This window comes from Bariatricus sp. HCP28S3_F11 (assembly GCF_052065395.1).
Classification (GTDB): domain Bacteria; phylum Bacillota; class Clostridia; order Lachnospirales; family Lachnospiraceae; genus Allocoprococcus.
In genome coordinates, this window is sequence record NZ_JBQHUC010000036.1 from 1 (window position 1) to 26210 (window position 26210).

Consider the following 26210-nt stretch of genomic DNA (forward strand, 5'->3'; position numbering starts at 1 on the left):
GGTACATGATACGATGATATCCATCACTCCCGGCTCTGTTTTTGAGGTAAATAAAAATCGTCAAAGCCAGTAAAATCAATAGATTTAGGCTTGACAGAATAGGAAGGAATAGAATTAATTGTAGGAAAATTACATGAAGAAAGGCTGAAGTAGATATGAGCAATGCAGAAGAGAATAATAAAAGTCACATGATTTTTTGTGGTGAAAAGGATATAGATTATACACAATCAAATAACTATGCTTTTTTAAACTGGGATTTTGATAATTCGCTTGGTGGAAAAAATAATGTTGCTCAATTTATACAAGATAACTTTGTGATGGGAAATGCATATATGGGAAATGCAGTATTAAGTTTATATTCGATTTTATATAGCGGTAATTATTGCTCAACAGCAGATACTCTTATTTTCCCGATTATGTTTGATCTCTGGCATGGAGTAGAACTTTGGCTAAAAAGTAGTGTAGATGCGATATATTACTTTCTGGGAATTAACAATAAAATAAAGAAAAGCCATAAGATCTATGAGTATTTAGAAGTTTTAGAAGAAGAACTGAAAAAATTAGGTATGGAGCAGACAATAGATATTGCATTACCAGAATTGATTAAATTGATAAAAGAATTTCAACGTGTAAATGCTAATTTTGATTTTGCCAGATATTCTTTTAATGGAAAAAGGACGTATCAATTTTATAATGCTCCTCTAGGAGAAGACGAGCAGTGGCAAAAGAAAGAGAAAAATAAAGATGAACGAATGCACGTTGATTGGATATCAGAAATGCCAATTGTACCGAATACTTGTGTGGATTTACAAGAATTACTTGTTATTATTTTAGGACTTGTTGATAACTTTAGAACTTTTGTAGAATACTTAACACTGGTAATAGTTGAAGGGGGACAATTGACAGATGATGCATACAAGAAATATTTGAAAGAACGTGAAAAAACTCAAAAAAATATGGAAGAATGGGATAACAACGAGGGAGACATGGACATAAAAGCAATGATGAAATTTGTATATTCGCATATTTTATAGTTCAGATTAATTTTTGAGGGGAAGTATTGATCCCCTCAAAAATTAAGAGAAGTTATCTTTAACAATAGAGTTTAAGTCTTCAGAAATTTTTGAAAAATCCTGATTTAAATTCAATGCACGCACAGAAATCTGATTTCCGCTCATTTGGTATGTGTTATTGGGAATGACATCTTCATCAGTCTGGGCATAGAGAATCATTCCAGAAACGGTATGTTTCAACTCTCTTAATTCAAATTCCTTGTTTTTCACATATGTAAAAATCTGATAGAGGTTATTGGAATGCAAGGTATTTGTTCCATATTGCTGCTGAGTCATATGTGAATAATATTTTGCATCGATAATGAGGATATTGTTTCCCTGAGACAACATAATATCAGTTTGCATTTTAGGAAGCAATTGGTTCTCAGAATCATCAAGTTGCCAGGCAATCTGTGAGGCATTGGCAGATAGTTTTGGATGTTCTTTGCGATAGTATTCAAGCAAAAATTTCTCATATAAACGGCACATACGCTGTTCATCAAAAAAATCCATTATTTTTGTGGTACCGTCGTTCTGTGTCTGGAGAAGTCCGTTATAAATCAAATAACAGATTCCAATTAGCATTTGATAACTTTGATTGGAACGATTATAATGTTGGTTCCAATTTACGAAACGTAAATCAATTTCGTTAACATCAGAAAAAAATAATAATAGATTCCGTAGACTCTTTTTTCGTGTATTTGTGATATTGGCCTTAAGAAGCAATAACATTGTAGATTTAATAATCTGGTTAAATTGTGTATTAGTTGAAAATTCATCGTATGTACAAATCATTTGCTTCTTCAGCAGAGTCTGAGTTTTAATGGATTCAGAAATATTAAGTTTTCCCTGTAGTGTAGAAAGATATTCTGATTTTGGCAGATAATCTCTTCCTAAGCCTCGTTTTAGCTGCACGCTAATGCCCTTATCAAGAATGGCGGCACATAATTCAGCGGTATTATGAAAATTTTCTGTAGCCAGATCTTTGTAATTTTGTGCTTGTAATGATTGAAAAGCGTAGGACAGCATATAATAAATATTTTGTACAGGAATCATTTAACAGCACTCCTTAGTCGATCAGACCAATCTACGATTTTTGCGGACTCATCAAACCAATATTCTTTTAAAAGTGGAATCAATTCGTATTCTACAATGGATGACAAAGTTTGTGTGTTGGCGGTCTCTGGTGTTAAACCACAAAAATAACTGTGACCAATACTGAATCCTTCACCTAGTGATATATCTTCTGCTATCTTGGAATTGAGCTGTTTCACACAAGCAATTAATTTGTTAAAGGTATCACTTTTTAGATAATCTTGGTAAGCTTGAAAACCAGGCGTATTAAATCCCGGTTTCATAGTAAAAAATGAAAAACGTCGTCTTAAAGCATAATCTAACATAGCAAGACTACGATCAGCAGTATTCATCATACCAATAATGTATACATTTGCGGGTACAGAGAAATTCTCATCAGAATATAATAATTGCAGTTCAATACCACGCTTATCTTTTTCAATCAGCATAAATAATTCACCGAATATTTTACTTAAATTACCACGATTGATTTCATCAATGATAAAGAAATAATCATTTTCATCATCTTCTTCTGCCAGTTTGCAGAATTTGTAAAAAGAGCCCTTTTTAATTGTGAATCCATTTTCGGTTGGTCGGTATCCTTCAATAAAATCCTCGTAGGAGTAACTCTGGTGGAATTGGATCATTTGAACACGGTCAGGATTTTTTGCACCGATAATGGAATAAGCAAGTCTCTTGGCAGTAAATGTTTTTCCAACGCCAGGTGCGCCTTGTAAAATAATATTTTTCTTCATTTTTAAGACATTTACCAGTGTTTTATAATCTTGTTCATTCATATACACATCTGAGAGAAAATCTACAGAAGAGTAAGTTGGATAGTCTATTTCTGGTTGTGTGTCTACATCATCCAATTCGTCTGGAGCAAAGATGGCGGTAAGTTTTTCAATATAATCTGTGTATGGAGTGATATCAGTTAAGCGTTTAGCTACTGCATTACCAGGATGTTCCCATTCACCAACTTGAAGCCACTTTACGGTGCGGACATTTTTATATTCTTGCCGAAGATCATCAAAGACATAACTTCCAGTGACAATACCTTTACCAACAAGAGTGTTGCTGCGTTTCGCAAAAATCACATCATTAACTGATACTGTATTCGCAAAATTCCATGCCATCAAAGCCTGATTTTTTCGTGAAGTGCTACTGTCGTACACATCTATTAGTTCTTGACGGAGAGCTTCTTTGGAAGCAAATTGGGAATAATCACCGATATCGTCCATACCTAAAACCATGATTCCTTTTTGTTGGCATTCATTCCAACTTTTATCATCAAAGACGGTATACATCCAGTAGTGAGTTTTATGTTTTTTATCGGAAAGAGTATTTGTGTCAGAATCATCAGTGTCATTAGTGTATCCTACATTTTTCCCATAAATATGAGCAAAAACGACTCCTGGAACATTGCATTTTCTGGCATATAATGAAATTTGTCCCATGCGAATGAAAGGAATATCACTTGGTTTTTGATTTAGGAAATGCAATACTCTTAGCTGAATATCTTGACCATAAAATGGAGCGAATAATGCTGGAAAGAGCATTTGGTAATATTTCATGCGCCATACCATATTGATTCCCGGGATATGTTCCAGCTGTTTATAGAGTTGCTCGTAATCTTTTTCAGAATCTAAAGGACCAAAAGAAGATATTATTTCAGCACCTTCAACCAGATCATTTCGCATTTCTTCTGCTTTTTGTATTGCTTCATCCTCAGTAAGACGTATAGGTTTTAATGGAGATCCACAGGTCCAACTTTGATTTTTCTTATGATAGAATAATCCAAATTTATATGCTGCTCCGCCGGAAATACTTCCAAATACTTCGCGAATATCGTTGTCCATTTCAAGTCTATAGCAGAGATTGGTTTTAGTTCCTTCGTCATTATAAAATAAAGAAGTTAACAAATCTTTTCCCGAAAGTGATTTTAAGCGTTCTATTCCAAAAAGATTTATAAAATTTTCTCGTAGTTCATCAGCCTTGTGAGCAAATGAAATCCATTCTGGAGTCTGAGATTCGCTATAAAACCATTCAGGAGAATATTTTCCTGACCCATTTTCTGTTATCTGAATGTTCGACATAATATACCTCCGAATTTATAAACTAGAATTAGTATATCATTTAACTGCAACACTGTCATAGATTATCGAAAAATAGAATTATATTGATATTGAAAGAGAAGAGCAAGATCCACCCGGGTAATACCGTATTGTAATAATCGAAAATAATATTTAGAAATTAGGAATATTATATTGGCTACATTGAAAATGTAAGCAGATAAAAATTGAATATTTTTTACAGAGCATCTGGCAGAAGCCGGGTGCTCTTTTTGAAAATTTTGAAAGAAAATATCATGTAAATGGTGCGGAAATCTTTGATGGAAGCTAATTAGATGAAGATGAAATTGAATCAAGAGGATAAAAATAGAATATTCATCAAGAATAAACTTGTTAAACACAGGTGGATCTTGCTCTTGTATAAAAATTCAGATTAAAAAGAAGAAAGAAATAACAAAGAGCGAGATTCACTAGGGATTATAGTACTTTAACTGGTTCTCTGCTTATCTTTAAGATTATGCGGAATTTTGGGATGCACAGTAATGAAATTATGAAAAAATTAAAAAAATTCTGATGAGGGGGCTGTATTTTATGCCCTCTTCCTTTGTATATATAGAGGGATAAATTTTTGTGGATATAAAATTCAAAAATATATTTCCTCAAATATTGAGAAGGTGAGGAAGAAACAAATGAAATATTTGTACATGAATGAGCAGGAGCGGCAGATGCAGTATTATCAATTTCCAAAATTCTTGCTGGAGTTACAGCTAAGTCAGAATGCAAGAATTATTTATATGCTGTTATATGACCGGGCGAGAATATCACGAAAGAATAATTGGACAGATGAGTACGGAAGAGTATATGCAGTATTTCCAATTGAAGAATTATCGCAGAAAACCGGGAAGTGCAAATCTTCTGTTAAAAAGGCTTTGAAAGAACTAGATGATGCAGGACTGCTAATTCGGAAATTTGGTGGATTTTCAAAACCAAGACATATGTATGTAATGATACCAGACAAAGTAGAGGTTTCTGGAAAGGTACAATTACAGACAGATATAAAGAAAGCCGATAGAGAGTTTAAAAATGAGCTTTCATATGGTCAGAATGATAACTCTACGAAGGAGATAAATACGGCATCTAATAAAGTAATAGAGAAAAATAACTCAAGTAATAAGTATGGAGTAAGTAGTTACAGTATAAAGAATCAAAAGATGAATTATGAGTGTGAGGAGGGAGAAAGCCTGTGATGTATGAGATACAAACATATTTAGGCGCAGATGGATTGATGCATTGTACTGTTTGTAAAGAACCCGTAGAAGCATTTTATCCAAAAGGTTCCTTGCTTGAAATGAGAAAGCATCACAGGCAGTGTGCGTGTGAAAGGAAGGCATATGCAGAAGAGGCACAATATTATAAAGAAAAAGAGCATCGGGAGCTAATCGCAAGAAATAAGAAAATCTGCTTTGAGGAAAAAGAAATGGAGGGATTTACATTTCAAAATGTAGAAAGAGATAGTGGCGTTATAAGAATCGCAGAAGAATATGTAACAAACTGGCAAAAAATGAAGCAAAACCATATGGGATATTTGTTCTGGGGACCAGTTGGGACAGGAAAAAGTTATCTGGCTGCCTGTATTGCAAATGCATTACTGGAACAAGAAGTTACCGTGAAAATGACAAATTTCAATACAATATTAAATGATCTGTTCGCAGCCGAGGATAAGACAGAATACATCAGATCATTGAATGGATATGAGCTTCTAATCATTGATGATCTTGGTGTAGAGCGGAGCAGTGAGTATGCATTAGAAAATATTTTCAGTGTGATTGATTGGAGATACCGATTAGGAAGACCTTTGATTATCACAACAAATATTCCTTTAGTACAATTAAAACAGGAGACAAAGATTGAGAAGAAAAGAATTTATGACAGAATTCTGGAGAGATGTATTCCGGTAAAGATTGATGGAGTCAGCAGACGTGAAGCCATGGCAAATGACAATATGCAGACTATGAAAAACATTCTGAAAATCTAGGACTATTTCAGAAGGAATTTTCATAGTAATGGACAAAGAGTGAGCAGGGAGGAGGTGGAAACTTCACCGTGGCGAAAAGAAAACTGAACTATCGATTTCATAATCCAAATCCGGTGGAAGTGACCGCCGATTACATATTGAAAGTGATGATAGAAGCGAATACTGAGAAAGTGGAGAAGATATTGCGGGAGAATATGGTGCAGATGGAAACAAATGAATGTGAACTGGAATAAAGCGGATTAGATGAGGAATGGATAGAAAGTCATTAACATGAAGTCTAAGGTGTATAATTTTGTCGAAAATTGCCGAAATGTAAATTATAATATAAAATATGAGATTTTATCTCATAAAACTATTGCTAAAATAAAAAAACGGAATATAATAAGGATATAGGCAAGAAGTTTGGACTAATGGAGGTAAATAAGATGTTATGCCAATTTACAGTGAAAAATTTTAAGAGTATACGAGATGAGGTAACATTTGACATGCAGGCTGCCGCCATTTCTGAGCATGAAGACAGAATTATAAAAGATGTAGATGAGGAATTATATTTACCGGTATCTGCTGTATACGGACCAAATGGTGGAGGAAAATCTAATGTCCTTGAAGCATTGCATAGTCTGGTTACGAAAATACTGAGGCCATTATATGCGACAAGTAATAACGAAGAGATCGCGATGAAAATGAAAAAGCTTGTGATAGAGCCATTTGCTTTTGATGAGGGAACAAGAAATGAGCCAACAGAATTTGAACTGTTTTTTAGAACAACAATGGCAGAGTATCGCTATGAATTAACTGTAAAAAAAGAAGTAATCGAATACGAAAGGCTGGATCGTATAAAATTAGAAACAGGGCGGAAATCAGCACTTTTTGAACGAGATGAAGATGAAATTACTTTGAAAGGTGCATTTGCAAGATTGAAAACCAGTGATGAATTATCCGATACATTACCGTTGTTATCGTATCTTGGAATTACTTACAGCAAAAATGAAGTGGTACAGGATGTGCTTGACTGGTTTGATGAAGAGATTGATTTCTTGAATTATGGAAATCCTATGCAGGAATTACGAATGGCTATTTCTAAGTCAGAGGATGTAAAAAGACTGATGCTTCAGATGATTCAGGAGATGGATTTGGATATTGTAGATTTCCGTGTAGAAGAAAAGGAGAATGACCGGATCGAAGTATTTACAAAACACGTAGTAGATGAATATGAAGCAGAATTGAATTTATTTGATGAATCCAGTGGAACAAAGAAATTATTTGGATTGCTCCCATTTATTGCAAAAAGTTTATTGAGAGGAACGACACTTGTGATTGATGAATTGGATGCAAAGATACATCCGGTATTACTTAAATACCTTATTATGACTTTCAGTAATATGGAAAAAAATAAAAAGGGTGCACAGTTGATTTTTACATCACATGATCTGTCTACTATGAACAGTGAAGTATTTAGAAGAGATGAAATCTGGTTTGTAGCAAAAGGAAACCGTCAGAACTCAAAATTATATTCTCTTGTAGAATTTAAAAATAAGAAAGGTGAGTCTGTACGGAAGGATGCCAAGTTCGATAAACAGTATCTGGAAGGGAAATATGGTGCAGATCCATACCTCAGAAAGATTATAGATTGGAGGACGGTGAATGGCTAAAAGAGGCAGAAAAGAGAAAGACAACTGGAAGAAGAAACGTCGGCAGGAATATCTGGAAAAGAAAGAATTCCGCTATTATATTTTCTGCGAAGGACAAGCAACGGAACCTAAATATTTTCAAGGATTCAAACGGTATATTGAAGATAATCCTATTTATCGAGATATGGTTTTGATTGAAATTGAAGGCTGCCAGGCTGAGACGATGCGGGTAATCGGAAAGGCTGAAGAGTATGTGCGTGAGAATAAGATCACAAAAGGGCAGATATGGTGTGTCTATGATAAAGACAGCTTTCCATCCAGTGATGTCAATGGAGTAGTCCAGCGGGCAGAAGTATTAAATCAAAAGAATCCGGATATTCAGTATCATGCGGCGTGGAGTAACGAGTGTATCGAATTCTGGTTTATGTTGCATTTTGCATATTACACAGCGAATAATCACAGATCCGAGTATAAGAAATTTTTGAATGAGAAATTTCAGGAACTGGGAATTGGGAAGTATGAGAAGAATATGGATAACATATTTGAAATATTGATGAATGGTGGAAGCCCGAAGCTGGCAATTCGATATGCGAAACGGATTATTAACAATGGAAAAGGAAAGACACCGGCGGAGATTGCACCAGGAACGAAGGTGTATGAGTTGGTGGAGGAATTGGCGAAATATTTGCCAGAAGAGATAAAAAATTTTTTAAAATAAAATATTATTGAAGTTACCAATCATAATATTAGTAGTAATTATGGAGGTGACTGGATGATAGTTATAGGAGAAAGACAAATGAAAAACACAGTGAATTTGGATGCAATGATAGTAAGAGAGGATTTTCATGTTGATTCAGGATATGCGGTTTCAAATCGTTTTAAACAATTAAAAGCTAATGATTTAAGAGTTGATTCGGCTATGAGATTTATGCTTCGAAAACCTGATTTTCAGAGAGAAACTAGAGATTGGAATGTGACTCAAATTACAAATTTTATAGATAGTATATTAGAACGACATTTTATACCATCAATAATTTTATGGCAAAATTCTGTTGGAGCGACATTTGTTATAGATGGAGCACACAGACTGAGTGCGTTTATGGCATGGATTAATGATGATTATGGAGATGGAGAAATTTCAACAGAATTTTATAATCAAAGAATCAGCGATGAACAAATAAGTTTGGCAAATAAAGCTAGAATTCAGATAGAAAAGAAAATTGGTCGGTATAGCCTGTATCAGGATGCATTAAAAAATCCACAAAAATATTCTGAAGATATTCGTAAAAAAGCAATGGGATTAGAATCGTTTGCATTTGATATTCAATGGATAGAAGGTGATGTATCTGTTGCAGAAAAATCATTTTTTAATATCAATCAAAAAGCCGTACCTATTAATACAACAGAATTAAAAATATTAGAAGCTAGAAATAAACCATTGGGAATTGCAGCAAGAGCGATTGCATATTCGGGGAGTGGGTATAAATATTGGAAAGGATTCGAATTAGAAATACAAGAGCAAATAGAAAGTGTTGCAAAAGAAATAAATGATTTACTTTTTTTACCAAAAACAAAAAGACCTATTACGACATTAGATGTTGCCGTTGCTGGGAAAAATCAGATGGATTTGCAATTGATATGTGATTTACTTGTTTATTCTAATGACGTCATATCAGAGGAAAAGGACCAGGAGGGAAAAGAAACTTTAGAAGTATTGAAAAATACAAAAAAGATATTAGAAATTATTAATTCAAAAAATCCGGGGTCATTAGGATTACATCCGATTATATATTTCTATTCTAAGAAAGGTAATTTTAAGCCGGCAAATTTTTACGCAACAGTACTTTTTGTAAGAGAATTAAAGCAAAAAAAACAATTTGATAAATTTACTTCAGTACGAGCGGAGTTTGAAGAATTTATTTATAAAAATGATTACATTATTGATCAAATAAACAGGAATCTTCGTTCTACGAAAAAAAGTGCTATACCATTAAAAGAGTTGTTTGTTCTTATAATGGATTCATTAGCCGATGGGTGTAATGAATTTGATATACGACAAGCTATTAAGAAAAAATATAATAAAATTAATTTAGTGAATGATGAGGATGAGATTGGAGAAAGTTTTAATGCAAATAGAAAAAGTGAAACATATATTTCCACAGCATTAAAGTCAGTTGTAAGGTGTGGCATATGTGGAGGAGTTGTTCATGTTAATTCGACTTCTGTAGATCATATTGTTAGAAAACGTGATGGAGGATTGGGAAGTGCAGAAAATGGGCAGATTACACACCCATATTGTAACACCGGATACAAAAATTAATATCTAATGGGCAAAAGGGAATGAAAAGATAAAACATTCCCTTTTCTAGGTTTACAAATTATTAGATTTATATATAATAAAAGATGTAACAGAACGATACAGCTATAACAGAAAGGTAACACTATGAACATTGCAGCCTATTGCCGTGTCTCCACCGACAAAGCTGATCAGCTCAATAGTCTGGAAGCTCAAAAGGAATTCTTCTCAGAATACACAAAACGCACAGGGGACACTTTAGTAAGATTATATGCAGATGAAGGTATTTCCGGAACTAAAATTAAAAATCGTAAAGAATTTCTTCGTATGATGTCTGATGCAGAGCATGGATTATTTGACATGGTTGTTGTAAAAGACATCTCTCGTTTTGCCAGAAATACTGTAGATCTTTTACAAAATGTCCGTAAGCTGAAATCATTGGGAATCGAAACACAATTTCTTACAGCGAATATGACCAGCATGGGAAACAGCGAGTTCGTACTTACCATTTTTGGAGCTCTGGCACAGGAAGAAAGTGCGAATACTTCCAAGCGTGTAAAATTCGGCAAGAAGATGAACGCAGAAAAGGGACGAGTTCCTAATATTGTATATGGATATGACAAAACAATCGGAGATTACTTTAATCTTGCAATCAATAAAGAAGAATCTAAAGTTGTAAAGCAGATTTACAAGTGGTACACAGAAGAAGGATACGGTGCTGCCAAGATTGCAAATATGTTAAATGAAAAAGGTTATAAGACAAAACGAAATTGCAAATGGAGTCAGAATGCAACGTGCCGTATTTTAACAAATGAAATATATACTGGAAAAATCATTAACGGCAAGCAAGAAGTCAGTGATTTCTTGACAGGTCAGAGAAGAGACAAGGACGAGACAGAATGGATGGTTGTGGAACGGCCGGAACTTCGAATCATAGAAGATGAGACATTTGAAAAAGCACAGGAAATTTTAAGAGGTAGGCATGATGCATTTAATCTTAGCCACGAACGACAAAGCAATAAGCATTTATTTTCTACATTGATTAAATGTAAAGAATGTGGCTGGTCCTTCCGAAGAACAGTTCGTACTTATAAAAACACATATGTACGCTGGGTATGCTCCGGGCGAAACGGGCGAGGAGCAGATAGCTGTCCGAATAAAACGGTTGTGGATGAGGAAGAACTCATTGAAGTTTTGCAGGAATATTTTACAAATGTATTGAAACAAAAGAAAAAAGTGATTGCTCATGTGGTAAATGAATTCCAGCGTGTATATAAAGCTAAAGATGAAAATGTAGAGTACGAAAAAGAATTAAATGCAGAACTTGCTAAATTGCAAAAGACCAGACAAAAATATATGGATATGTACACGGATGATCTGATTTCACGTGAAGAGTTGAATGAGAAGATTGGTGGTTCGCGTCAGGAGATGGAGCGGATAGAAAATGAACTCAAGATGGTATCTTATCATTTAACCAAGGGAGAACAGTTAGAGGATATTTTAAATAATACATTTAAAGAGATTGAGGACATCACAGATGTACACCAGATGACTAATCAGCAGTTAAAGCGATTGATTCAGAAGATAGAAGTAGATAAAGATGGAAATGCAGATATTTATTTACGCTTACTTGGTGATCTTGGTTTAGATGAGTCAGTATTAATTGAAGAAAATAAAACCATTCTAAATTGTAACGACCAAACATAAAGACTGTACTGAACGTCTCCTCCAGATCAACCCGGCTTTAGCAGCAGATGCACGGAAGATACTGGATCTTAACAAGTCCGAGCGCCATATCCGCGGTGGACTTGCCACCCGAGAAAAATATTTACATATGGAACATCATTGAAGAAAGTGGTTGGAAGCTTGCTGTGCTCCCAACCATTTCACATTTCATGTCCAGAACATAGTTTCCCCTCAATAAATAGTTCTCAGTACTGCAATATTTATGTTTCCATCATCCCCTAAAAAGAGTATAATGAAAAATTGGAGCAATTCTATCAAACAGTAAACCGAGTTACTTACTTACACATATGGAGAAAATAGTATGCAGAATAAGAAATGGAAAACATTCAATAAACTGACGGCAAAATGCTATAACAATATGATTCGTGCAGAAGCGGATGGAAATTGCTGGCAGTAGGCGTTCGAGCTTCTGAAGGAAATTGTTCGCGAAGAAAGACAGAATAATCCGAATTTTGCATCCGAAATAGAAATGATCGATGATATTACCGATTATGAATACGATATTCAAGGATGGATTGAGGATTGCTTTGATGAGATGGATATGAGAGGCGAGCATGAGATACTGCTGAAAATGTGCGATGATTTGCTCACTATGTTCAGCTGGCCGGACTATACCGGTTCTGATTTGAAATTCAGAAAATCATCTGCCCTCGAATCGCTCGGACGAACGGAGGAAGCGGTTCGATTTTGTAAAGAGTGGATACAGAAAGAACCTGAAAATATTATGGCGGCAACGGCAGGAGTTTACGCTTATATAAAAACAAAAGAATTTGATGCAGCGGAGAAGCTGGTGGATCAGTTTATTTTTGATAAAACAGATTGTTTAGATGAAAATGATATTATGTTTACGGCTGCATCTAAATTGTATGAAGCAGAAGGAAAGAAAAAAGAGAAAAAGCAGATCGACAAGGCGATTCAGAAATACGAAGAGTATCTGGAGAAATATTTTGATTTCCCGGATTTTGACGAGGAAGACGATGACTTTGATTCCTTTGATGAAGATCTGCCGTTTATGTAAAATTGCTTTATATAAAATAAGCGGTCTGGAAACAATTTGCAAACCGGGGAACAGAGGATATAGGAGATGAAACAAGTAGAAATACAGAAGCGACTGCGTTTTCGAATTACGAAAAACGGATTTTTGTTGGATGAGCAGGAAGGGGAGTTCTCGGAGAAAATTCTGCCGTGGAAGGAAAAGTTCGAAGCGGACAAATGGAAGGCGTTATATGGAATCGGAGCCAGGTTTGATGAAAATCCACTTCTTTTCTTGGAATTGCGCGGAAAGTATGCTTGAAAATGCAGATGCACCCAGTGAAAGGATCATAAATGATGACCACTGGGAGAAACTGTTTGGTGTATTGTGAGCATGATGCCATTTGCATGATTTTGCACAGTAGAAAATCCCTGTATAGATTCTGAAAACTATACAGGGATTTTTGCGTCATGCATATCACAATTTGGGAGCTTCCGGTTAATTGTGAGCCGCCTCCGCCTCTTCTTTCGTGCGGTGAACCGTTCCAGCCGGGTGGTGGGGAGGTGCATAAATCGAAGAAACTTTCAAAGGCGTTCTGCCAATATTGATCACATTATGCCATGTTCCGGCTGGAACAAAAATGGTATCATCCTTGCAGACTTCCATCTGAAACTTCAATTCATTTTTGCGCTGCCCCATTTTCACCAGCGCCATTCCCTGTTCGATCCGAATAATCTGATCCGTTTCCGGATGAATTTCCAGTCCAATATCTGAACAGACAGGAATGCTCATCAGAGTCATCTGTGCGTAACGGCCCGTCCAAATGGCAGTACGGAAATTGGTGTTGTTCATTGCTTTTTGCTCGACATTTGTTACATATGGTCTGAAATCGTGAGATATATGTGGTGTGCAATTGCGAGGTATCATAGAAATAACCTTTGACGCTTTTGATATATCATATGTATTTATTTCGATTTTGGTGACTGGGCGGGGATGGGTGAACTGGAGGGACGGGTACATATCTGCAAAAGTGGCTACAGTACCCGCCCCAGTCATTTTTTCTGCAATTGTCAGTTGTCTTAAGAAGGATAAAGAGATAAAATGATGTATATCCGATGCGCAAGACTTTGGAAGGAGCAGCGAACGAAAGAAACGGATAAGAGGTATATAAAATGGCAGGGTTAGGAACAGCTATCAATACGGCGGGCGTGATGAAGATTGAAAATGGCGCACTGGTGAGCGGGCAGGCAATGATGGTCGTCCTCTGTATCGCGCTGGGCGCTCTGGTCGGAGAAATGCTCAATATCGAAGAATGGTTTGAGCGGTTTGGCGAATGGTTGAAGAGGAAAACCGGAAATGCAAAAGATAAGAATTTTGTAAATGGTTTTGACTTGTTCTCTTGGGAAAGGATGCGTGTTTTCCGCAATTCCTGTTTTCGTGTTCGAAGGTGCGATCACGTTGCTGGCAACACTACTGAAACCGATCATGACGGATCTCGCGCTGAATTATCTCTCTATGATCGGTTCTATTTTGATCTTCTGTGTGGGAATAAATTTGGCCTGGGGAAAGAAAATGAGGGCTGCAAACAGGCTTCCGTCACTTGGGTTTGCGGTCATAGCGGCTTTTTTGCCGATTTCATATTAAGTTAGAATCTGGATGAGAAAATATGCTTTACTATATAGGGAACGCAATCAATAACGGGAACAAAGAAATTAAAAGATTTCTAGATTAATGAATTAATAGAGATGCGATATAATTATACTATATTGGAGGGGGGAGATAATCATGGCAAGAAAAATAGAGGTTGTGGACTATAATCCGGAATGGGAGAAACAGTTCAAAGAAGAGGCGAAAAAAATAAAAGCAATCCTGGGAAAAAACTGCGTGGAAATTCATCACATCGGCAGTACTTCTGTGAAGGGATTAAAGGCAAAGCCGGTGATCGACATCATGCCTGTGGTCAAAGACATTCCCCTTGTGGACGGACAGAATGCACAGTTTGAAGCTCTTGGATACGAGTGCATGGGAGAATTCGGCATTCCGGGAAGGCGCTTCTACAGAAAAGGCGGCGATAACCGGACGCATCATATTCATATTTTTCAGAAAGATAATACTGCCCAGATCCAGCGGCATCTTGCGGTGCGGGATTATCTAAGAAGCAACAAAGAAAAAGCAGAAGAATATGCTAAATTAAAGACAAAACTTGCAGAAGAATTTACCTATGATAATGACGGATACTGTGAAGGAAAAGACGCATTTATGAAGGAACTGGAGCAGGAGGCGCTCGCATGGCAGGAGAAGCAGAACCATATCGGAACCTGCATGTCTCTTGGAATGTGTTTCGGTGTGGCAATGGGAAGTGCGTTCGGAGCTGCATTTGGAAATATGTCACTCGGAATGTGCTATGGTATCGGCATAGGGATGTGCCTTGGTCTCGTAGTCGGCTATGCAAAAACGAAAAAGTAGAGGGAAAAATGGTTAGAAAAACGATAGAGAATTTCAGTATTTATCAGATCTGTGATTCGGGACAATGCTTCCGTATGACTCCGATTCATGGCGAGACGGATCCTGCTTCCGGAGAAATCCGGATGCAGGTGATTGCAGGAGACCGGTATCTCGAAATACTGCAAAATGGAAAAGAGTGCATGTTCGATTGCACCGAAGAGGAGTTTGAAGGCTTCTGGAAAGAATATTTTGATCTGGAAACGGATTATGCAAGTTATATCGCACAGATCAATCCGAATGATACTTATTTGCTAAATGCGGCTGCATTTGGTTCCGGAATGCGAATACTCAGACAGGATTTATGGGAAATGATCGTGTCCTTCTTAATTTCCCAGCAAAATAATATTCCAAGAATCCGCAAATGCATTGAAAATATTTGCCGGGAATATGGAGAAAAGAAGGAAAATGCCAAAGGGCAGACTTATTATGCATTTCCAAAACCGGAAGCACTGGCAGGACTTGACGAGGATGCGCTCAAAGCATGTAACCTGGGATATCGCAGCAAATATGTGGTGAGAAGTGCCAGAAGCATCGTTTGCGGCGAAATCGATTTAGATGCGATCCTGAACATGTCCTATAAAAAAGCGAAAGAAGAACTTCTGAAGCTTTTCGGTGTAGGGGTGAAGGTGGCGGACTGTATCTGCCTTTTTGCACTGCATCATCTGCAGGCATTTCCGGTGGATACCCATATTCATCAGGCGATGGAGGCGCACTATAAGCGGGGCTTTCCAAAACGCCGATACAAAGGAGTGGAAGGTGTGCTTCAACAATACATTTTCTATTATGAACTGGCAGGGACACCATTAGAAGCAGGTAAACGATCAAAGTAATGAAATCGTTTCCTATAGAGACAACGTAAACAGACAGCAAAAAGGAGGAGACCGAAATGATGAATGTAGTAGGAATGTTGGATGAATTACAGACAAGGGCAGCGCACAACGAAGAGTGGAAACGCCGTCTTCTGGCGACCAGGGAAGAAGCGGAGCCACTGTCAGCATTTTGCAGAGTCTGCAGAGAACTGGGATATGAACTCTATGAAATGGATGTGATCTGTGCCGGGGAAGAATTTCATGCAGCGATGAAGAGAAGCACCAATGGCGGAGGAGAGAACTCGCCGAAGCTGGAATGGGAAGATGATTTTTATGAGCTCTTTTTTGCAGGTCTGGAGGGAAAAAGTCATTAAACCTGCAGATGGAACTTCTTTTTTCAAAAGAATACCGTTCGATGCAACTGATAGGTGACAAATTATACAGCGCAATTGGTGGTTGTCAACCGGAAAATATCCTATGATACAGACATACCCGATGAGAAAAAAGCAACGGGAAAGTTTCTTATCAGAAAGGAAGGTCAGAAAATGATTTTAGCAGAAAAGATTATGGAAATGAGAAAGAAAAATGGCTGGTCGCAGGAAGAACTGGCATATCAGTTGGGCGTGTCACGGCAGTCTGTTTCAAAATGGGAGTCCGGAGCATCAATTCCGGATCTGGAGCGGATTCTGAAACTGAGTGAAATCTTCGGAGTCAGTACGGATTACTTATTAAAGGAAGAAATCGAGCTGGCACCTGAAATTGTAAGTGTACAGGAAGAACCGGTAGAAGAGGGAGCAGTGCTTCGGAGAGTCAGCATGGAAGAGGCTGCCGAATTTATGGAGGCACGGATCGGATCCGCCAAACAGATGGCATTGGCAGTGATGACCTGTGTTTTGTCGCCTGTTCCGCTTCTTGCACTGGGAGTACTGGCAGAAGAGACAAAAATCAGTATTTCAGAAAACCTGGCCGGAGGGGCAGGACTGATCATACTTTTACTCATGGTAGCGGCGGCCACTGCATTTTTCGTATTACACGGAATGAAGATGGAGAGATTCGAATACCTGGAAAAAGAACAGTTCTCGCTGGAATACGGTGTAGAAGGAATTGTGCGCAAACGCATGGCGGAATATGAAGGAACCTACCGAATCTGTACGATCGTCGGAATCGTTCTGTGCATTCTCAGTGCCGTCCCACTTTTTGCCGCACCGATCGTAACCGATCGGGATCTGGTATATATGTGGTGCGTGGTTGTGCTCCTTTGCATCGTATCTGTAGCAGTATTCTTATTTGTAGTCTCAGGACAGACGAGAGGTTGCTATCAGATGCTCCTTCAGGAAGGTGATTACACCTACGAAAAGAAAATGGAGCAAAAGAAAACAGCAAGAATCAGCAGCATTTACTGGTGTGTTATAACAGCAATTTATCTGGGAATCAGTTTTTATACGAATGCATGGCACAGAACCTGGATCGTCTGGCCGTGTGCCGGAGTCCTGTATGCGGCTGTGATCGGAATCGCACTGATTGTGAAAGGTGATGAGAGAAAGAAATGTTGAGGTTGCGAAATTCCGCGACCTCATTTATAATAAAATCACTACAACAATAATAGGGAGGAAAACTTGTGAAGAACGAATTAGTAATTGTCCTCGATTTCGGCGGACAGTATAATCAGTTAATTGCAAGACGTGTCAGAGAGTGTAATGTATATTGTGAAGTTCATCCATATACTCTGAGCCTGGATAAGATCAAGGAGATGAATCCGAAAGGAATCATTTTCACAGGCGGACCGAATAGCGTTTATGATGAAGCCTCACCACGTTATGAGAAAGCAATCCTGGAACTCGGCATTCCGGTGCTGGGTATCTGTTACGGCTCACAGCTTATGGCATATCTGATGGGCGGAAGCGTAGAAACTGCTCCGGTGAGCGAATATGGCAAAACAGAAGTAAAGGTAGATCCTGCATCCGCTTTATTTGAAGGAGTTTCCGAATCCACCATTTGCTGGATGAGTCACACCGACTACATTGCAAATGCACCGGAAGGATTCAGAATTACCGCAACAACACCGGTATGTCCGGTAGCTGCAATGGAATGTGCAGAGAAGAAATTATATGCAGTTCAGTTCCATCCGGAAGTTATGCATACCCAGGAAGGAACAAAGATGCTCTCCAATTTCGTTTATAAAGTGTGCGAATGCAAAGGAGACTGGCAGATGGGATCCTTCGTAGAGAAGACCATTCAGGATGTACGCGAAAAAGTCGGAGACGGAAAAGTGCTCTGCGCACTGTCCGGCGGAGTTGACTCTTCCGTGGCAGCCGTACTTCTGTCAAAAGCAGTCGGAAAGCAGCTCACCTGCGTATTCGTAGACCATGGCCTTCTGCGTAAAAATGAAGGCGACGAAGTAGAAGCCGTATTCGGGCCGGAAGGACCATACGACCTGAATTTCATCCGTGTAAACGCACAGGATCGTTTCTATGCAAAACTCGCCGGCGTAACCGAACCGGAAGCAAAGAGAAAGATTATCGGTGAAGAATTTATCCGCGTATTTGAAGAAGAAGCAAAGAAGATCGGTGCGGTAGACTTCCTCGTTCAGGGAACCATTTACCCGGATGTCATCGAATCCGGACTTGGAAAATCCGCAGTGATCAAGAGCCACCACAATGTAGGCGGACTTCCGGACTGCGTGGATTTTAAAGAGATCGTGGAACCGCTCAGACTTCTTTTCAAAGATGAAGTGCGCAAAGCCGGAAGAGAACTTGGAATTCCGGAATACCTTGTAAGCAGACAGCCATTCCCGGGACCGGGACTTGGAATCCGTATCATCGGGGAAGTAACGGCTGAGAAGGTGAAGATCGTTCAGGATGCAGATGCAATTTACCGGGAAGAGATTGCGAAAGCTGGCATCGATACCGGACTTGGACAGTATTTTGCAGCACTTACCAATATGAGATCCGTCGGAGTAATGGGAGATTTCAGAACGTATGACTATGCAGTGGCACTTCGGGCTGTAAATACGAGTGATTTCATGACCGCTGAGGCGGCGGAAATTCCGTATGAAGTGCTGAATAAGTGCATGAACAGGATTATTAATGAGGTGAAAGGGGTTAATCGAGTCATGTATGATCTGACCTCGAAACCGCCGGGGACGATTGAGTTTGAATAATGAAAAAATTCTGGAAACCCTTATAAACAGGGCATTTCCGGGCACAAGAAGTTCTATTTGATAACAAAATGATAACACCGGATATTTAGGTAGTATTTATCAGCAATCCGGTGGTTGTCAGGTAATATGTGTGAAACCAACAAAAAAGGTCTTACTGAATTGAGTGAAATCAATTTGGTAAGGCCTTTTTTCGTTGGTTTTTATGTTGTTTTTTTCGGGTAATTGTACCGCCACTGGTCATATTCTTCTTTGGTGATCTCCCCGGATTTTAGTTTTTCTGCCTGTTCCTGCCATGCGTAGAACATATCAAACATAGAAAGGTAGGTGGTTCCTTTGGACTTATCCAGCCGGAGACAGAGTTCTCCGTCAATTTCTCCAATATGAAGTCCGTAAAGGTCTTCTAATGTAAATAAGGTGTGCATCAGCCCAACATAACTGTCAATGTCCGGTACAGCGAGTGCATGAGGGGAGACCTCAAAAATGTCAGCCAGTGCATTCAGATAGTTTTCCTTTGGACTGCGAGAGCCTTTTTCGTACTGTGCAATGCGGACATCAGCCTGTGATTCGCTGAATCCCAGCTGTTGACCTAAATATTTCTGCGTGAATCCACGCAGAAGTCGAAAATGATGAATTCTTTCTCCTATTGCCATGCTCATATCTCCTGTCTTTTACTTGATAAATTGAGTATAGCATATATGTATAGTACAGACAAGGAGAAACCATACAAAAAAGTATAGAATTTTTGTTTTGAAACACTTGACCAATACAAAAAAGTATAGTATCATACGGACTATACAGAAATGTATAGTGAGAAACGAAGGAGGGATTTTACAATGAGTAAAATGTTTATGAATGTAAAAGAGGTCATGGAAGTTCTGGAAGTATCGGAATCCTACGCTTATAAGCTGATGAAAAGGCTGAACAGGGAATTACAGGCGATGGGATGCCAGACAATTGCAGGAAAAGTTGACCGGAAGTATTTTTACGAACAGTTCTACGGAACGAGATCAAACGATGGGAGGAATTAAGAATGGCAATTTACAAGACTGAAAGCAATAACACATGGTACGTTATGGTACGGTATCAGGACTGGACCGGCGAACGTAAGCAGAAATGCAAAAGAGGATTTGCAACAAAAAGAGAAGCTGCACAGTGGGAGCAGCAGTTCATACTCCAGAAGAAAGCCAGTATGGATATGGAACTGGAGAGCTTCTGCAAATTATATGAGGAAGATGTGAGACCAAGGCTGAAAAAGAGTACCTGGCTTACAAAGGAAAATATTATCAAGTCCAAGATTTTACCCTATCTGGGAAAAAGAAAGGTGTCAGAAATCACCGCAAAGGATGTTTTGGACTGGCATAATGAGCTTCGCAAATTGACAAGCAGGAAAGGAAAACCTTTATCCCCTACTTATCTGAAAACAATCCATGGACAGTTGAGTACGATTTTCAACCATGCGATCAAGTTTTATGATCTTAGCATGAATCCGGCAAGGAAAGCTGGCACAATCGGCTCAGAAGAAAGCAAGGAAATGCTCTTCTGGACAAAGGCAGAGTATAAACAGTTTTCAGAAGAAATGATGGATAAACCACTTTCCTACTATGCGTTCCAGTTATTGTACTGGTGCGGAATCAGATCCGGGGAGCTTTTGGCTTTAACTCCTGCGGATTTCGATTTCCAGAAGAGAACGTTGCGGATCAACAAATCCTATCAGCGTTTAAAGGGAGAAGATGTGATCAGCACTCCGAAAACAAAGAACAGTGTCCGTACTGTAACTATGCCAAAGTTCTTATGTGACGAAATGCAGGATTGTTTGAAGTTATATTACAGCCTGCAGCCGGATGACCGTATTTTCCCTGTAACTAAGTATTATCTGAACCATGAAATGGAAAGAGGATGCAAAGCAAGCGGTGTGAAAAAAATCCGGGTGCATGATCTCAGACACAGCCATGTCTCTTTGCTGATTAACATGGGCTATACAGCACTGGCAATCGGAAAAAGGGTTGGTCATTCAGCAGAAAAGATCACTTACCGATATGCGCATCTGTTCCCGTCCGTACAGCAGGATATGGCAGACCAGTTGGATGCAGAAAACATGAATGAAGAACCAAATGATAGGGAAGGAGGACTTGCGTATGTCAGCTAAATGTTTGGATAGACAGGGGCGTTGGAGAAATAAAACGGTAGCTTTTCGGGTATCACCGGAGGAGGATGAACTTCTGGAAACAGCGGTTAAATTGTCCGGTCTGACTAAACAGGATTATATTATCCGAAGATTGCAGGAAAAAGAGGTTGTAGTGACAGGAAATCCGAGAGTGTATAAGGCGTTGAAAAATGAACTGGCAAAGGTTCTGAATGAACTGAAACGTTTGAAAAAGGGTGATGATGTGCCGGAGGATTTACTGGAAGTAATCCGGCTGATCACAGTGACGATGGATGGCATGAAGGAAGAATAGAAAATGCCTTTAAGTGTCGGCAAACACCTAAAGGCAGAGATTTGGTAGAATACTCACCAAAAACTTTCTACGAGTATTCTATCAAAATCTCCACTTCCTTTCAACGGGAAAATAAGGAGGAACGATGGAAACGAACAGAGTAGAGACAAAGAAAACAGAAATAAAAAGGACGGAGTCGGATCTGAAGCTGATAAATATGGAATCAGTGGAAGTAGAGCAGATTGAATGGCTGTTCTATCCGTTTATTCCTTTTGGAAAAGTAACGATTATTCAGGGAGATCCGGGAGAAGGAAAGACTACGATGGTACTTCAGATTATTGCGAAGTTGACCAAAGGCGAAAAAATTCTTCCAGAGCAACAACAGGCAACAGACGAGAAGGATAGAGCAGAAAAGAACGTTGACTCTGATGCGAATCCAGTGGAAAGCCCGATAGAACCTGTGAATGTTATTTATCAGACTGCAGAAGATGGATTGGGCGATACTATCAAGCCTCGACTTCTTGCAGCTGGTGCAGATTGTTCCAGAGTGATGGTAATTGATGATAACGATCGGGCATTGACCATGATGGATGCCAGATTGGAAGAAGCTATCATACAGACAAAAGCCCGTCTGGTAGTTTTAGATCCAATACAGGGATTTCTTGGAGCAGAGGTGGATATGCACCGGGCAAATGAAATCCGTCCGTTAATGAAGCGTGTGGCAGTGCTTGCAGAGAAATACCACTGTGCAATCATTCTGATCGGGCATATGAACAAAAACAGTAACGGAAAATCTTCTTACCGTGGATTGGGTTCGATTGATTTTCAGGCGGCAGCCAGAAGTGTGCTGATTGTTGGGCGGATTAAAGATGAACCGGAAATCCGTGTGGTATGCCATGTGAAAAGTTCCCTTGCACCGGAAGGGAAATCAATTGCATTCCGATTAGATAAGGATACTGGATTCGAGTGGATCGGGGAATACGACATTAGTGCGGATGATCTGCTCAGTGGTGACAGCAGAGGTCAGAAAAGCCGGAAGGCAAAGGAGTTTCTGTTGGAAATATTGGCTGATGGTGGCATGGCACAGAAAAAGATTGAAGAAGAAGCGGAAAAACGAGGAATTAAGAAGAAAACCCTACGGAACGCAAAACTGGAACTGGAGATTGATTCGGTGAAACGTGGAAATCAATGGTTCTGGATGCTTCCAGAATAAAAGGAAGATGGCAAGATGACTATTTCTTAAGAACAGGGCATCTTGCCACCTTGAAAGGAGACAACATGGAAATAAAAAATGTACAGATACCATTTGCCTTGTTTAGACAGCTGGTTTCCTATCATTTGATGGAAGATCAAAGCTGTTCGGAGGAAATTTGCAAAGGGCTTATGGAGAAAGTGGAGCGTATGGCAAACCGGCAGTTATATACACAGTCGAAAACTGCTCCGACAGAGGAAGAACGGGAAAAGTCCCGTCAGGAATATCTGGACAGGCGGGGAATACCGGAAAGCTTTCGATGGTAACAGTTCTTGTTGTCTGTCCTATGACAGGAGCGTGTCACGCACCTGTAGATAGCAGACAAGGAGAAAGCTGGTAAGATGCAAGACGGAAGGTTGTGGATAAAACGACAGTGCGTTGGTGGTTTGATGGCTGTGAAGGATGCCCTGAAACGGGGCTCCCTATGGAAAACGATAAATGAAGGGAGAGTGACACAATGAGAGAAGGAAGATTAGGTTATAACAGCAATAACGGAAGATACGGTTTATTATCATCAGATTTATGGATTGACACAGGATTTCACTGCGGAGAAGGGCTGGAAGTGCTGGTTGACGATCAGTGGGTCAAGACCAGAATGGAAATGAATCCGGCAAGGGAATGGTATCTGGTGGGGACACCATACTGCGGAGATTTGGAATATGTCCGGGCGAGAATAACGGGATAAGTCAGTCATACAAGTAACGCAGGAGTAAACCGACCAACGGGAGGAATAGGTCTTCGCTCCGATTCGGTCGGTGCATAACAGACGTCCCCGGACGTCTTGCCCCCGGCAGGGCGCAAGGGGACTTTTGATGGACGGTACGGCTGTCGAAAGTGCTTTTGCGTTACTTTTGACAAAAGGAACAAAACCGCCGTATCCGGCGAAGAGTTCTTTTTATCGCCATAACTGGCGAAGATACAAATTTATGTGCCATGTCTGGCACTGGTTTCAGAAGGGGAGGTGAGAAGCATGACCATGAAAAGAACAATTAGCGGTATGATCGGAGCTGGTTCTCTGGCTCATAACAGAAGGGATTTCATAGCAGAAAATGTAGATCCGGACAGAGTACACTTGAATATTTGTTACCAGAATGAAAATCTGAAAGATGTTTATAAAGAGTTGTTTGATGATTCTGTGGAGCGATACAATGTGGGGAAAAGAAAAGACCGTCAGATTACAAATTATTATGAAAAAATCCGGCAGGGAAAACAGGAAAAACTATTCCATGAGGTCATTTTCCAGATTGGAAATTGTGAAGACATGGCTGTAGGGACAGTAGAAGGAGAACTGGCAGTGAAGGTGTTGAATGAATATATGCAGGATTTTCAGAAAAGGAATCCAACTCTCCGGGTATTTTGCTGTTATCTTCATCAGGATGAAGCTACACCACATCTGCATATTGATTTTGTTCCCTATGTGACTGGTTGGAAAGGAAAAGGGATGGATATCAGAGTTTCACTGAAGCAGGCATTAAAAAGTTTGGGATTTCAAGGTGGAAATAAACATGACACAGAATTAAATCAGTGGATAAACCACGAAAAAGAAGTGCTGGCAGATATTGCAAAGCAGTATGGGATTGAATGGGAACAGAAAGGTACCCATGAGGAACATCTGGATGTTTATAATTTCAAGAAAAAAGAACGAAAGAAGGAAGTTCAGGCTCTGGAGCAGGAAAAAGAGTATCTGACAGCAGAGAATGAGGGACTGACTGCACAGATTGCAGAATCCAAGGCAGATATTCAGCTTTTGAAAGAAGATAAGGAACAGGCGGTCAGGGATAAAGAAGCTGCAGAAAAGCGGGCAGAGAAAGCAGAAATAGAATTAAAAAGCCTAGAAGAACGTCGGGAGCAGTTACAGCCGATCATAGATAATGTCAGTAAGGAAATAAAAGAATATGGGACGGTTAAAACGCTTCTACCGGAAGCAGGAGCATTGGAACGTGCAGGAACCTATCGGGATAAAAAAGTTAAACCATTATTTATTCAAATGAAGAATAAGATTGCTGCAATGGCTGCCCAGGTAAAAGAACTTACGAAAGAAGTGGAGAAATGGAAAAATAAATACCAGAAGACAAAACAGGCATATAACAGTGTTCAGAAAGAGTTGGATGATATGCGTAAAGACAATCAGAAATTATTAGAAGAAAAGAATATGTTGCAAAGTGTTTCTGATAGATATGATCGTGTTGTGCGTGTCATGGGAATAGACACTGTGGAGGCTGCGGTACTGCAGGATATTCATAATCAGAAAGCACTGGAAGAAAAACGACGGATGGAACAAATGCCAAAAGGAAGCATTTACGAAAGATTAGCATGGGGTGCGAAAAAGAGCGAGATGGAGAATCAGCAGCGTAAGAAAAATAAAACAAAGAACAGAGGAATGGAGATATAAGTGCATGAAAAAACACATTTATGATGAAAAGAACGGATTAAGCTATACCTTGCATGGAGATTACTATTTGCCGGGTCTGGTGCTGAATGAGGAAGAACCGACATATGGGAAATATGGAATGTTGCGGAAACAATATCTGAAAGAGTATAGACCAGCAAGATATCAGTGCCTGTTATTGACTGGAAAGCTGACTGAACATCTGAATCAGATTGATCGGGATGCAAGAGAGCAGGTCGAAATGTTAATGAAGCAGATGGCAGAAGAACAGAGTGTGACAGAAACATTGAAGATACGGGATCAGATGAAGTGGGTCGGGTTGATGAATAATATCAGAACAAGTGCTGAAAAAATTGTACTGAAAGAGATCGTTTATATATAAGTTAAGAGGGCTGCCGAAAGGCGACTCTTTGTAAATGTAAGAGTGGAATTTCAGAATAGAACATGATAGAATGCTAAAAGATAAATCCGGATTTGCAGGGATAGATAATCAGAAGGAAATACTGAAAAAACAAGCATTTACGGGTATGATACGAATCGTATCACGTATGTGACCGAGCGATTCTATCATCATTTTATGTTTTTTGATAAGGTGAATGTGTCGAAAAGACAAACCCATATAGAAAGGACGTAGAATGATGAAAAAGAACGGAATGAAGAATTTACTATTTGGAGCTTCCTGTATACTTTAAAGAGTAAAGGGAATTGACCAAAAAGAATACCTCAAGTAAATTTAGATTATTACTGACCGGGCAGTTAGTAAAATCTAAAAACACAAGAG

General features: G+C 39.0%; 27 protein-coding genes and 2 pseudogenes. 25 read left to right on the plus strand and 4 right to left on the minus strand.

Annotated elements, in window-relative coordinates:
• Nucleotides 1-155: 155 nt before the first annotated feature.
• A complete protein-coding gene (locus ACTNBR_RS13675; protein ID WP_441018742.1) occupies nucleotides 156-1034 on the plus strand; it encodes a hypothetical protein in 879 nt (292 codons plus the stop codon).
• A 42-nt stretch (nucleotides 1035-1076) separates the two neighbouring features.
• Here the strand turns inward: ACTNBR_RS13675 and mcrC are convergent, their stop codons facing one another.
• Nucleotides 1077-2108, minus strand: coding sequence for a 5-methylcytosine-specific restriction endonuclease system specificity protein McrC (mcrC, locus tag ACTNBR_RS13680; RefSeq protein ID WP_441018740.1), 1032 nt, complete (start codon nucleotides 2106-2108; stop codon nucleotides 1077-1079).
• Nucleotides 2105-4222, minus strand: coding sequence for an AAA family ATPase (locus ACTNBR_RS13685; RefSeq protein ID WP_441018738.1), 2118 nt, complete (start codon nucleotides 4220-4222; stop codon nucleotides 2105-2107). Before ACTNBR_RS13685 ends, mcrC begins: the two co-directional genes overlap by 4 nt.
• 665 nt (nucleotides 4223-4887) lie before the next feature.
• On the opposite strand from ACTNBR_RS13685, the gene ACTNBR_RS13690 reads away from it, so the two are divergent.
• The 10 genes and pseudogenes from ACTNBR_RS13690 to ACTNBR_RS13735 all read left to right on the plus strand — a co-directional run bounded on the left by ACTNBR_RS13690 (nucleotide 4888) and on the right by ACTNBR_RS13735 (nucleotide 13200).
• Nucleotides 4888-5445, plus strand: coding sequence for a replication initiator protein A (locus ACTNBR_RS13690; protein WP_441018736.1), 558 nt, complete (start codon nucleotides 4888-4890; stop codon nucleotides 5443-5445).
• On the plus strand, nucleotides 5445-6233 hold the full coding sequence (locus tag ACTNBR_RS13695) for an ATP-binding protein (RefSeq protein WP_441018734.1): 789 nt from the start codon (nucleotides 5445-5447) through the stop codon (nucleotides 6231-6233). Before ACTNBR_RS13690 ends, ACTNBR_RS13695 begins: the two co-directional genes overlap by 1 nt.
• Nucleotides 6234-6301: 68 nt before the next feature.
• A complete protein-coding gene (locus ACTNBR_RS13700; protein WP_182388447.1) occupies nucleotides 6302-6466 on the plus strand; it encodes a hypothetical protein in 165 nt (54 codons plus the stop codon).
• A gap of 192 nt (nucleotides 6467-6658) precedes the next feature.
• Nucleotides 6659-7885, plus strand: coding sequence for an AAA family ATPase (locus ACTNBR_RS13705; RefSeq protein WP_441018732.1), 1227 nt, complete (start codon nucleotides 6659-6661; stop codon nucleotides 7883-7885).
• Nucleotides 7878-8582 (plus strand): RloB family protein, encoded by a 705-nt coding sequence (locus ACTNBR_RS13710; protein WP_441018730.1) that lies wholly within the window; start codon nucleotides 7878-7880, stop codon nucleotides 8580-8582. The genes ACTNBR_RS13705 and ACTNBR_RS13710 overlap by 8 nt, the downstream gene beginning before the upstream one ends.
• A 54-nt stretch (nucleotides 8583-8636) precedes the next feature.
• Nucleotides 8637-10184 carry a GmrSD restriction endonuclease domain-containing protein gene (locus tag ACTNBR_RS13715; RefSeq protein WP_441018728.1) on the plus strand — a complete coding sequence of 516 codons (1548 nt, stop codon included), beginning with the start codon at nucleotides 8637-8639 and terminating at the stop codon, nucleotides 10182-10184.
• A 123-nt stretch (nucleotides 10185-10307) separates the two neighbouring features.
• Nucleotides 10308-11867, plus strand: a complete 1560-nt coding sequence (locus tag ACTNBR_RS13720) for a recombinase family protein (RefSeq protein ID WP_441018726.1) — start codon at nucleotides 10308-10310, stop codon at nucleotides 11865-11867.
• Nucleotides 11854-12009: pseudogene (locus ACTNBR_RS13725) on the plus strand (sporulation transcriptional regulator SpoIIID); the annotation flags it as partial. The gene ACTNBR_RS13720 and the pseudogene ACTNBR_RS13725, both read left to right, overlap by 14 nt.
• Nucleotides 12010-12375: 366 nt before the next feature.
• Complete coding sequence (locus ACTNBR_RS13730; protein ID WP_441018724.1) at nucleotides 12376-12924, plus strand: tetratricopeptide repeat protein; 549 nt, start codon at nucleotides 12376-12378, stop codon at nucleotides 12922-12924.
• A 66-nt stretch (nucleotides 12925-12990) separates the two neighbouring features.
• Nucleotides 12991-13200: a hypothetical protein gene (locus tag ACTNBR_RS13735; RefSeq protein ID WP_441018722.1), complete on the plus strand. Its 210-nt coding sequence runs from the start codon at nucleotides 12991-12993 to the stop codon at nucleotides 13198-13200.
• A 177-nt stretch (nucleotides 13201-13377) separates the two neighbouring features.
• Here the strand turns inward: ACTNBR_RS13735 and ACTNBR_RS13740 are convergent, their stop codons facing one another.
• Entirely contained in the window at nucleotides 13378-13731 is a 354-nt protein-coding gene (locus ACTNBR_RS13740; protein WP_427808835.1) for a cupin domain-containing protein, read from the minus strand.
• A gap of 320 nt (nucleotides 13732-14051) precedes the next feature.
• Between ACTNBR_RS13740 and ACTNBR_RS13745 the strand changes: the two genes are divergently transcribed.
• The 6 genes from ACTNBR_RS13745 (at nucleotide 14052) to guaA (ending at nucleotide 19353) form a co-directional block, all read left to right on the plus strand.
• Nucleotides 14052-14528, plus strand: coding sequence for a DUF554 family protein (locus ACTNBR_RS13745; RefSeq protein WP_441018720.1), 477 nt, complete (start codon nucleotides 14052-14054; stop codon nucleotides 14526-14528).
• Between the two features lie 136 nt (nucleotides 14529-14664).
• Complete coding sequence (locus tag ACTNBR_RS13750) at nucleotides 14665-15345, plus strand: GrpB family protein (RefSeq protein ID WP_441018718.1); 681 nt, start codon at nucleotides 14665-14667, stop codon at nucleotides 15343-15345.
• A gap of 8 nt (nucleotides 15346-15353) precedes the next feature.
• Nucleotides 15354-16214, plus strand: coding sequence for a DNA glycosylase (locus ACTNBR_RS13755; RefSeq protein WP_441018716.1), 861 nt, complete (start codon nucleotides 15354-15356; stop codon nucleotides 16212-16214).
• A gap of 56 nt (nucleotides 16215-16270) precedes the next feature.
• Nucleotides 16271-16567 (plus strand): hypothetical protein, encoded by a 297-nt coding sequence (locus ACTNBR_RS13760; RefSeq protein ID WP_441018714.1) that lies wholly within the window; start codon nucleotides 16271-16273, stop codon nucleotides 16565-16567.
• A gap of 171 nt (nucleotides 16568-16738) precedes the next feature.
• Nucleotides 16739-17746 (plus strand): helix-turn-helix domain-containing protein, encoded by a 1008-nt coding sequence (locus ACTNBR_RS13765; RefSeq protein ID WP_441018712.1) that lies wholly within the window; start codon nucleotides 16739-16741, stop codon nucleotides 17744-17746.
• 65 nt (nucleotides 17747-17811) lie between these two features.
• Nucleotides 17812-19353, plus strand: coding sequence for a glutamine-hydrolyzing GMP synthase (guaA, locus tag ACTNBR_RS13770; protein ID WP_441018710.1), 1542 nt, complete (start codon nucleotides 17812-17814; stop codon nucleotides 19351-19353).
• A gap of 203 nt (nucleotides 19354-19556) precedes the next feature.
• On the opposite strand, the pseudogene ACTNBR_RS13775 reads toward guaA, so the two are convergent.
• Nucleotides 19557-20003, minus strand: a pseudogene (locus tag ACTNBR_RS13775) (helix-turn-helix domain-containing protein); the annotation flags it as partial.
• A 183-nt stretch (nucleotides 20004-20186) separates the two neighbouring features.
• Here ACTNBR_RS13775 and ACTNBR_RS13780 point away from each other — a divergent pair.
• The 8 genes from ACTNBR_RS13780 (at nucleotide 20187) to ACTNBR_RS13815 (ending at nucleotide 25811) form a co-directional block, all read left to right on the plus strand.
• Entirely contained in the window at nucleotides 20187-20381 is a 195-nt protein-coding gene (locus tag ACTNBR_RS13780) for a hypothetical protein (RefSeq protein WP_005611072.1), read from the plus strand.
• A 2-nt stretch (nucleotides 20382-20383) separates the two neighbouring features.
• Nucleotides 20384-21499, plus strand: a complete 1116-nt coding sequence (locus tag ACTNBR_RS13785; protein ID WP_055261453.1) for a site-specific integrase — start codon at nucleotides 20384-20386, stop codon at nucleotides 21497-21499.
• Complete coding sequence (locus tag ACTNBR_RS13790) at nucleotides 21489-21809, plus strand: plasmid mobilization protein (RefSeq protein ID WP_022092899.1); 321 nt, start codon at nucleotides 21489-21491, stop codon at nucleotides 21807-21809. The genes ACTNBR_RS13785 and ACTNBR_RS13790 overlap by 11 nt, the downstream gene beginning before the upstream one ends.
• A gap of 124 nt (nucleotides 21810-21933) precedes the next feature.
• Nucleotides 21934-23001: an AAA family ATPase gene (locus tag ACTNBR_RS13795; protein ID WP_022092900.1), complete on the plus strand. Its 1068-nt coding sequence runs from the start codon at nucleotides 21934-21936 to the stop codon at nucleotides 22999-23001.
• Between the two features lie 71 nt (nucleotides 23002-23072).
• Complete coding sequence (locus tag ACTNBR_RS13800; RefSeq protein ID WP_427786934.1) at nucleotides 23073-23306, plus strand: complexin-2; 234 nt, start codon at nucleotides 23073-23075, stop codon at nucleotides 23304-23306.
• A 191-nt stretch (nucleotides 23307-23497) separates the two neighbouring features.
• Nucleotides 23498-23725 carry a DUF5348 domain-containing protein gene (locus ACTNBR_RS13805; protein ID WP_022092901.1) on the plus strand — a complete coding sequence of 76 codons (228 nt, stop codon included), beginning with the start codon at nucleotides 23498-23500 and terminating at the stop codon, nucleotides 23723-23725.
• A 291-nt stretch (nucleotides 23726-24016) separates the two neighbouring features.
• The gene (locus ACTNBR_RS13810; RefSeq protein ID WP_305144651.1) at nucleotides 24017-25432 is read left to right on the plus strand and encodes a plasmid recombination protein; all 1416 of its coding nucleotides are present in this window, start codon (nucleotides 24017-24019) and stop codon (nucleotides 25430-25432) included.
• 4 nt (nucleotides 25433-25436) lie between these two features.
• Nucleotides 25437-25811 (plus strand): TnpV protein, encoded by a 375-nt coding sequence (locus ACTNBR_RS13815; RefSeq protein WP_055261448.1) that lies wholly within the window; start codon nucleotides 25437-25439, stop codon nucleotides 25809-25811.
• The last annotated feature ends 399 nt before the right edge of the window (nucleotides 25812-26210 follow it).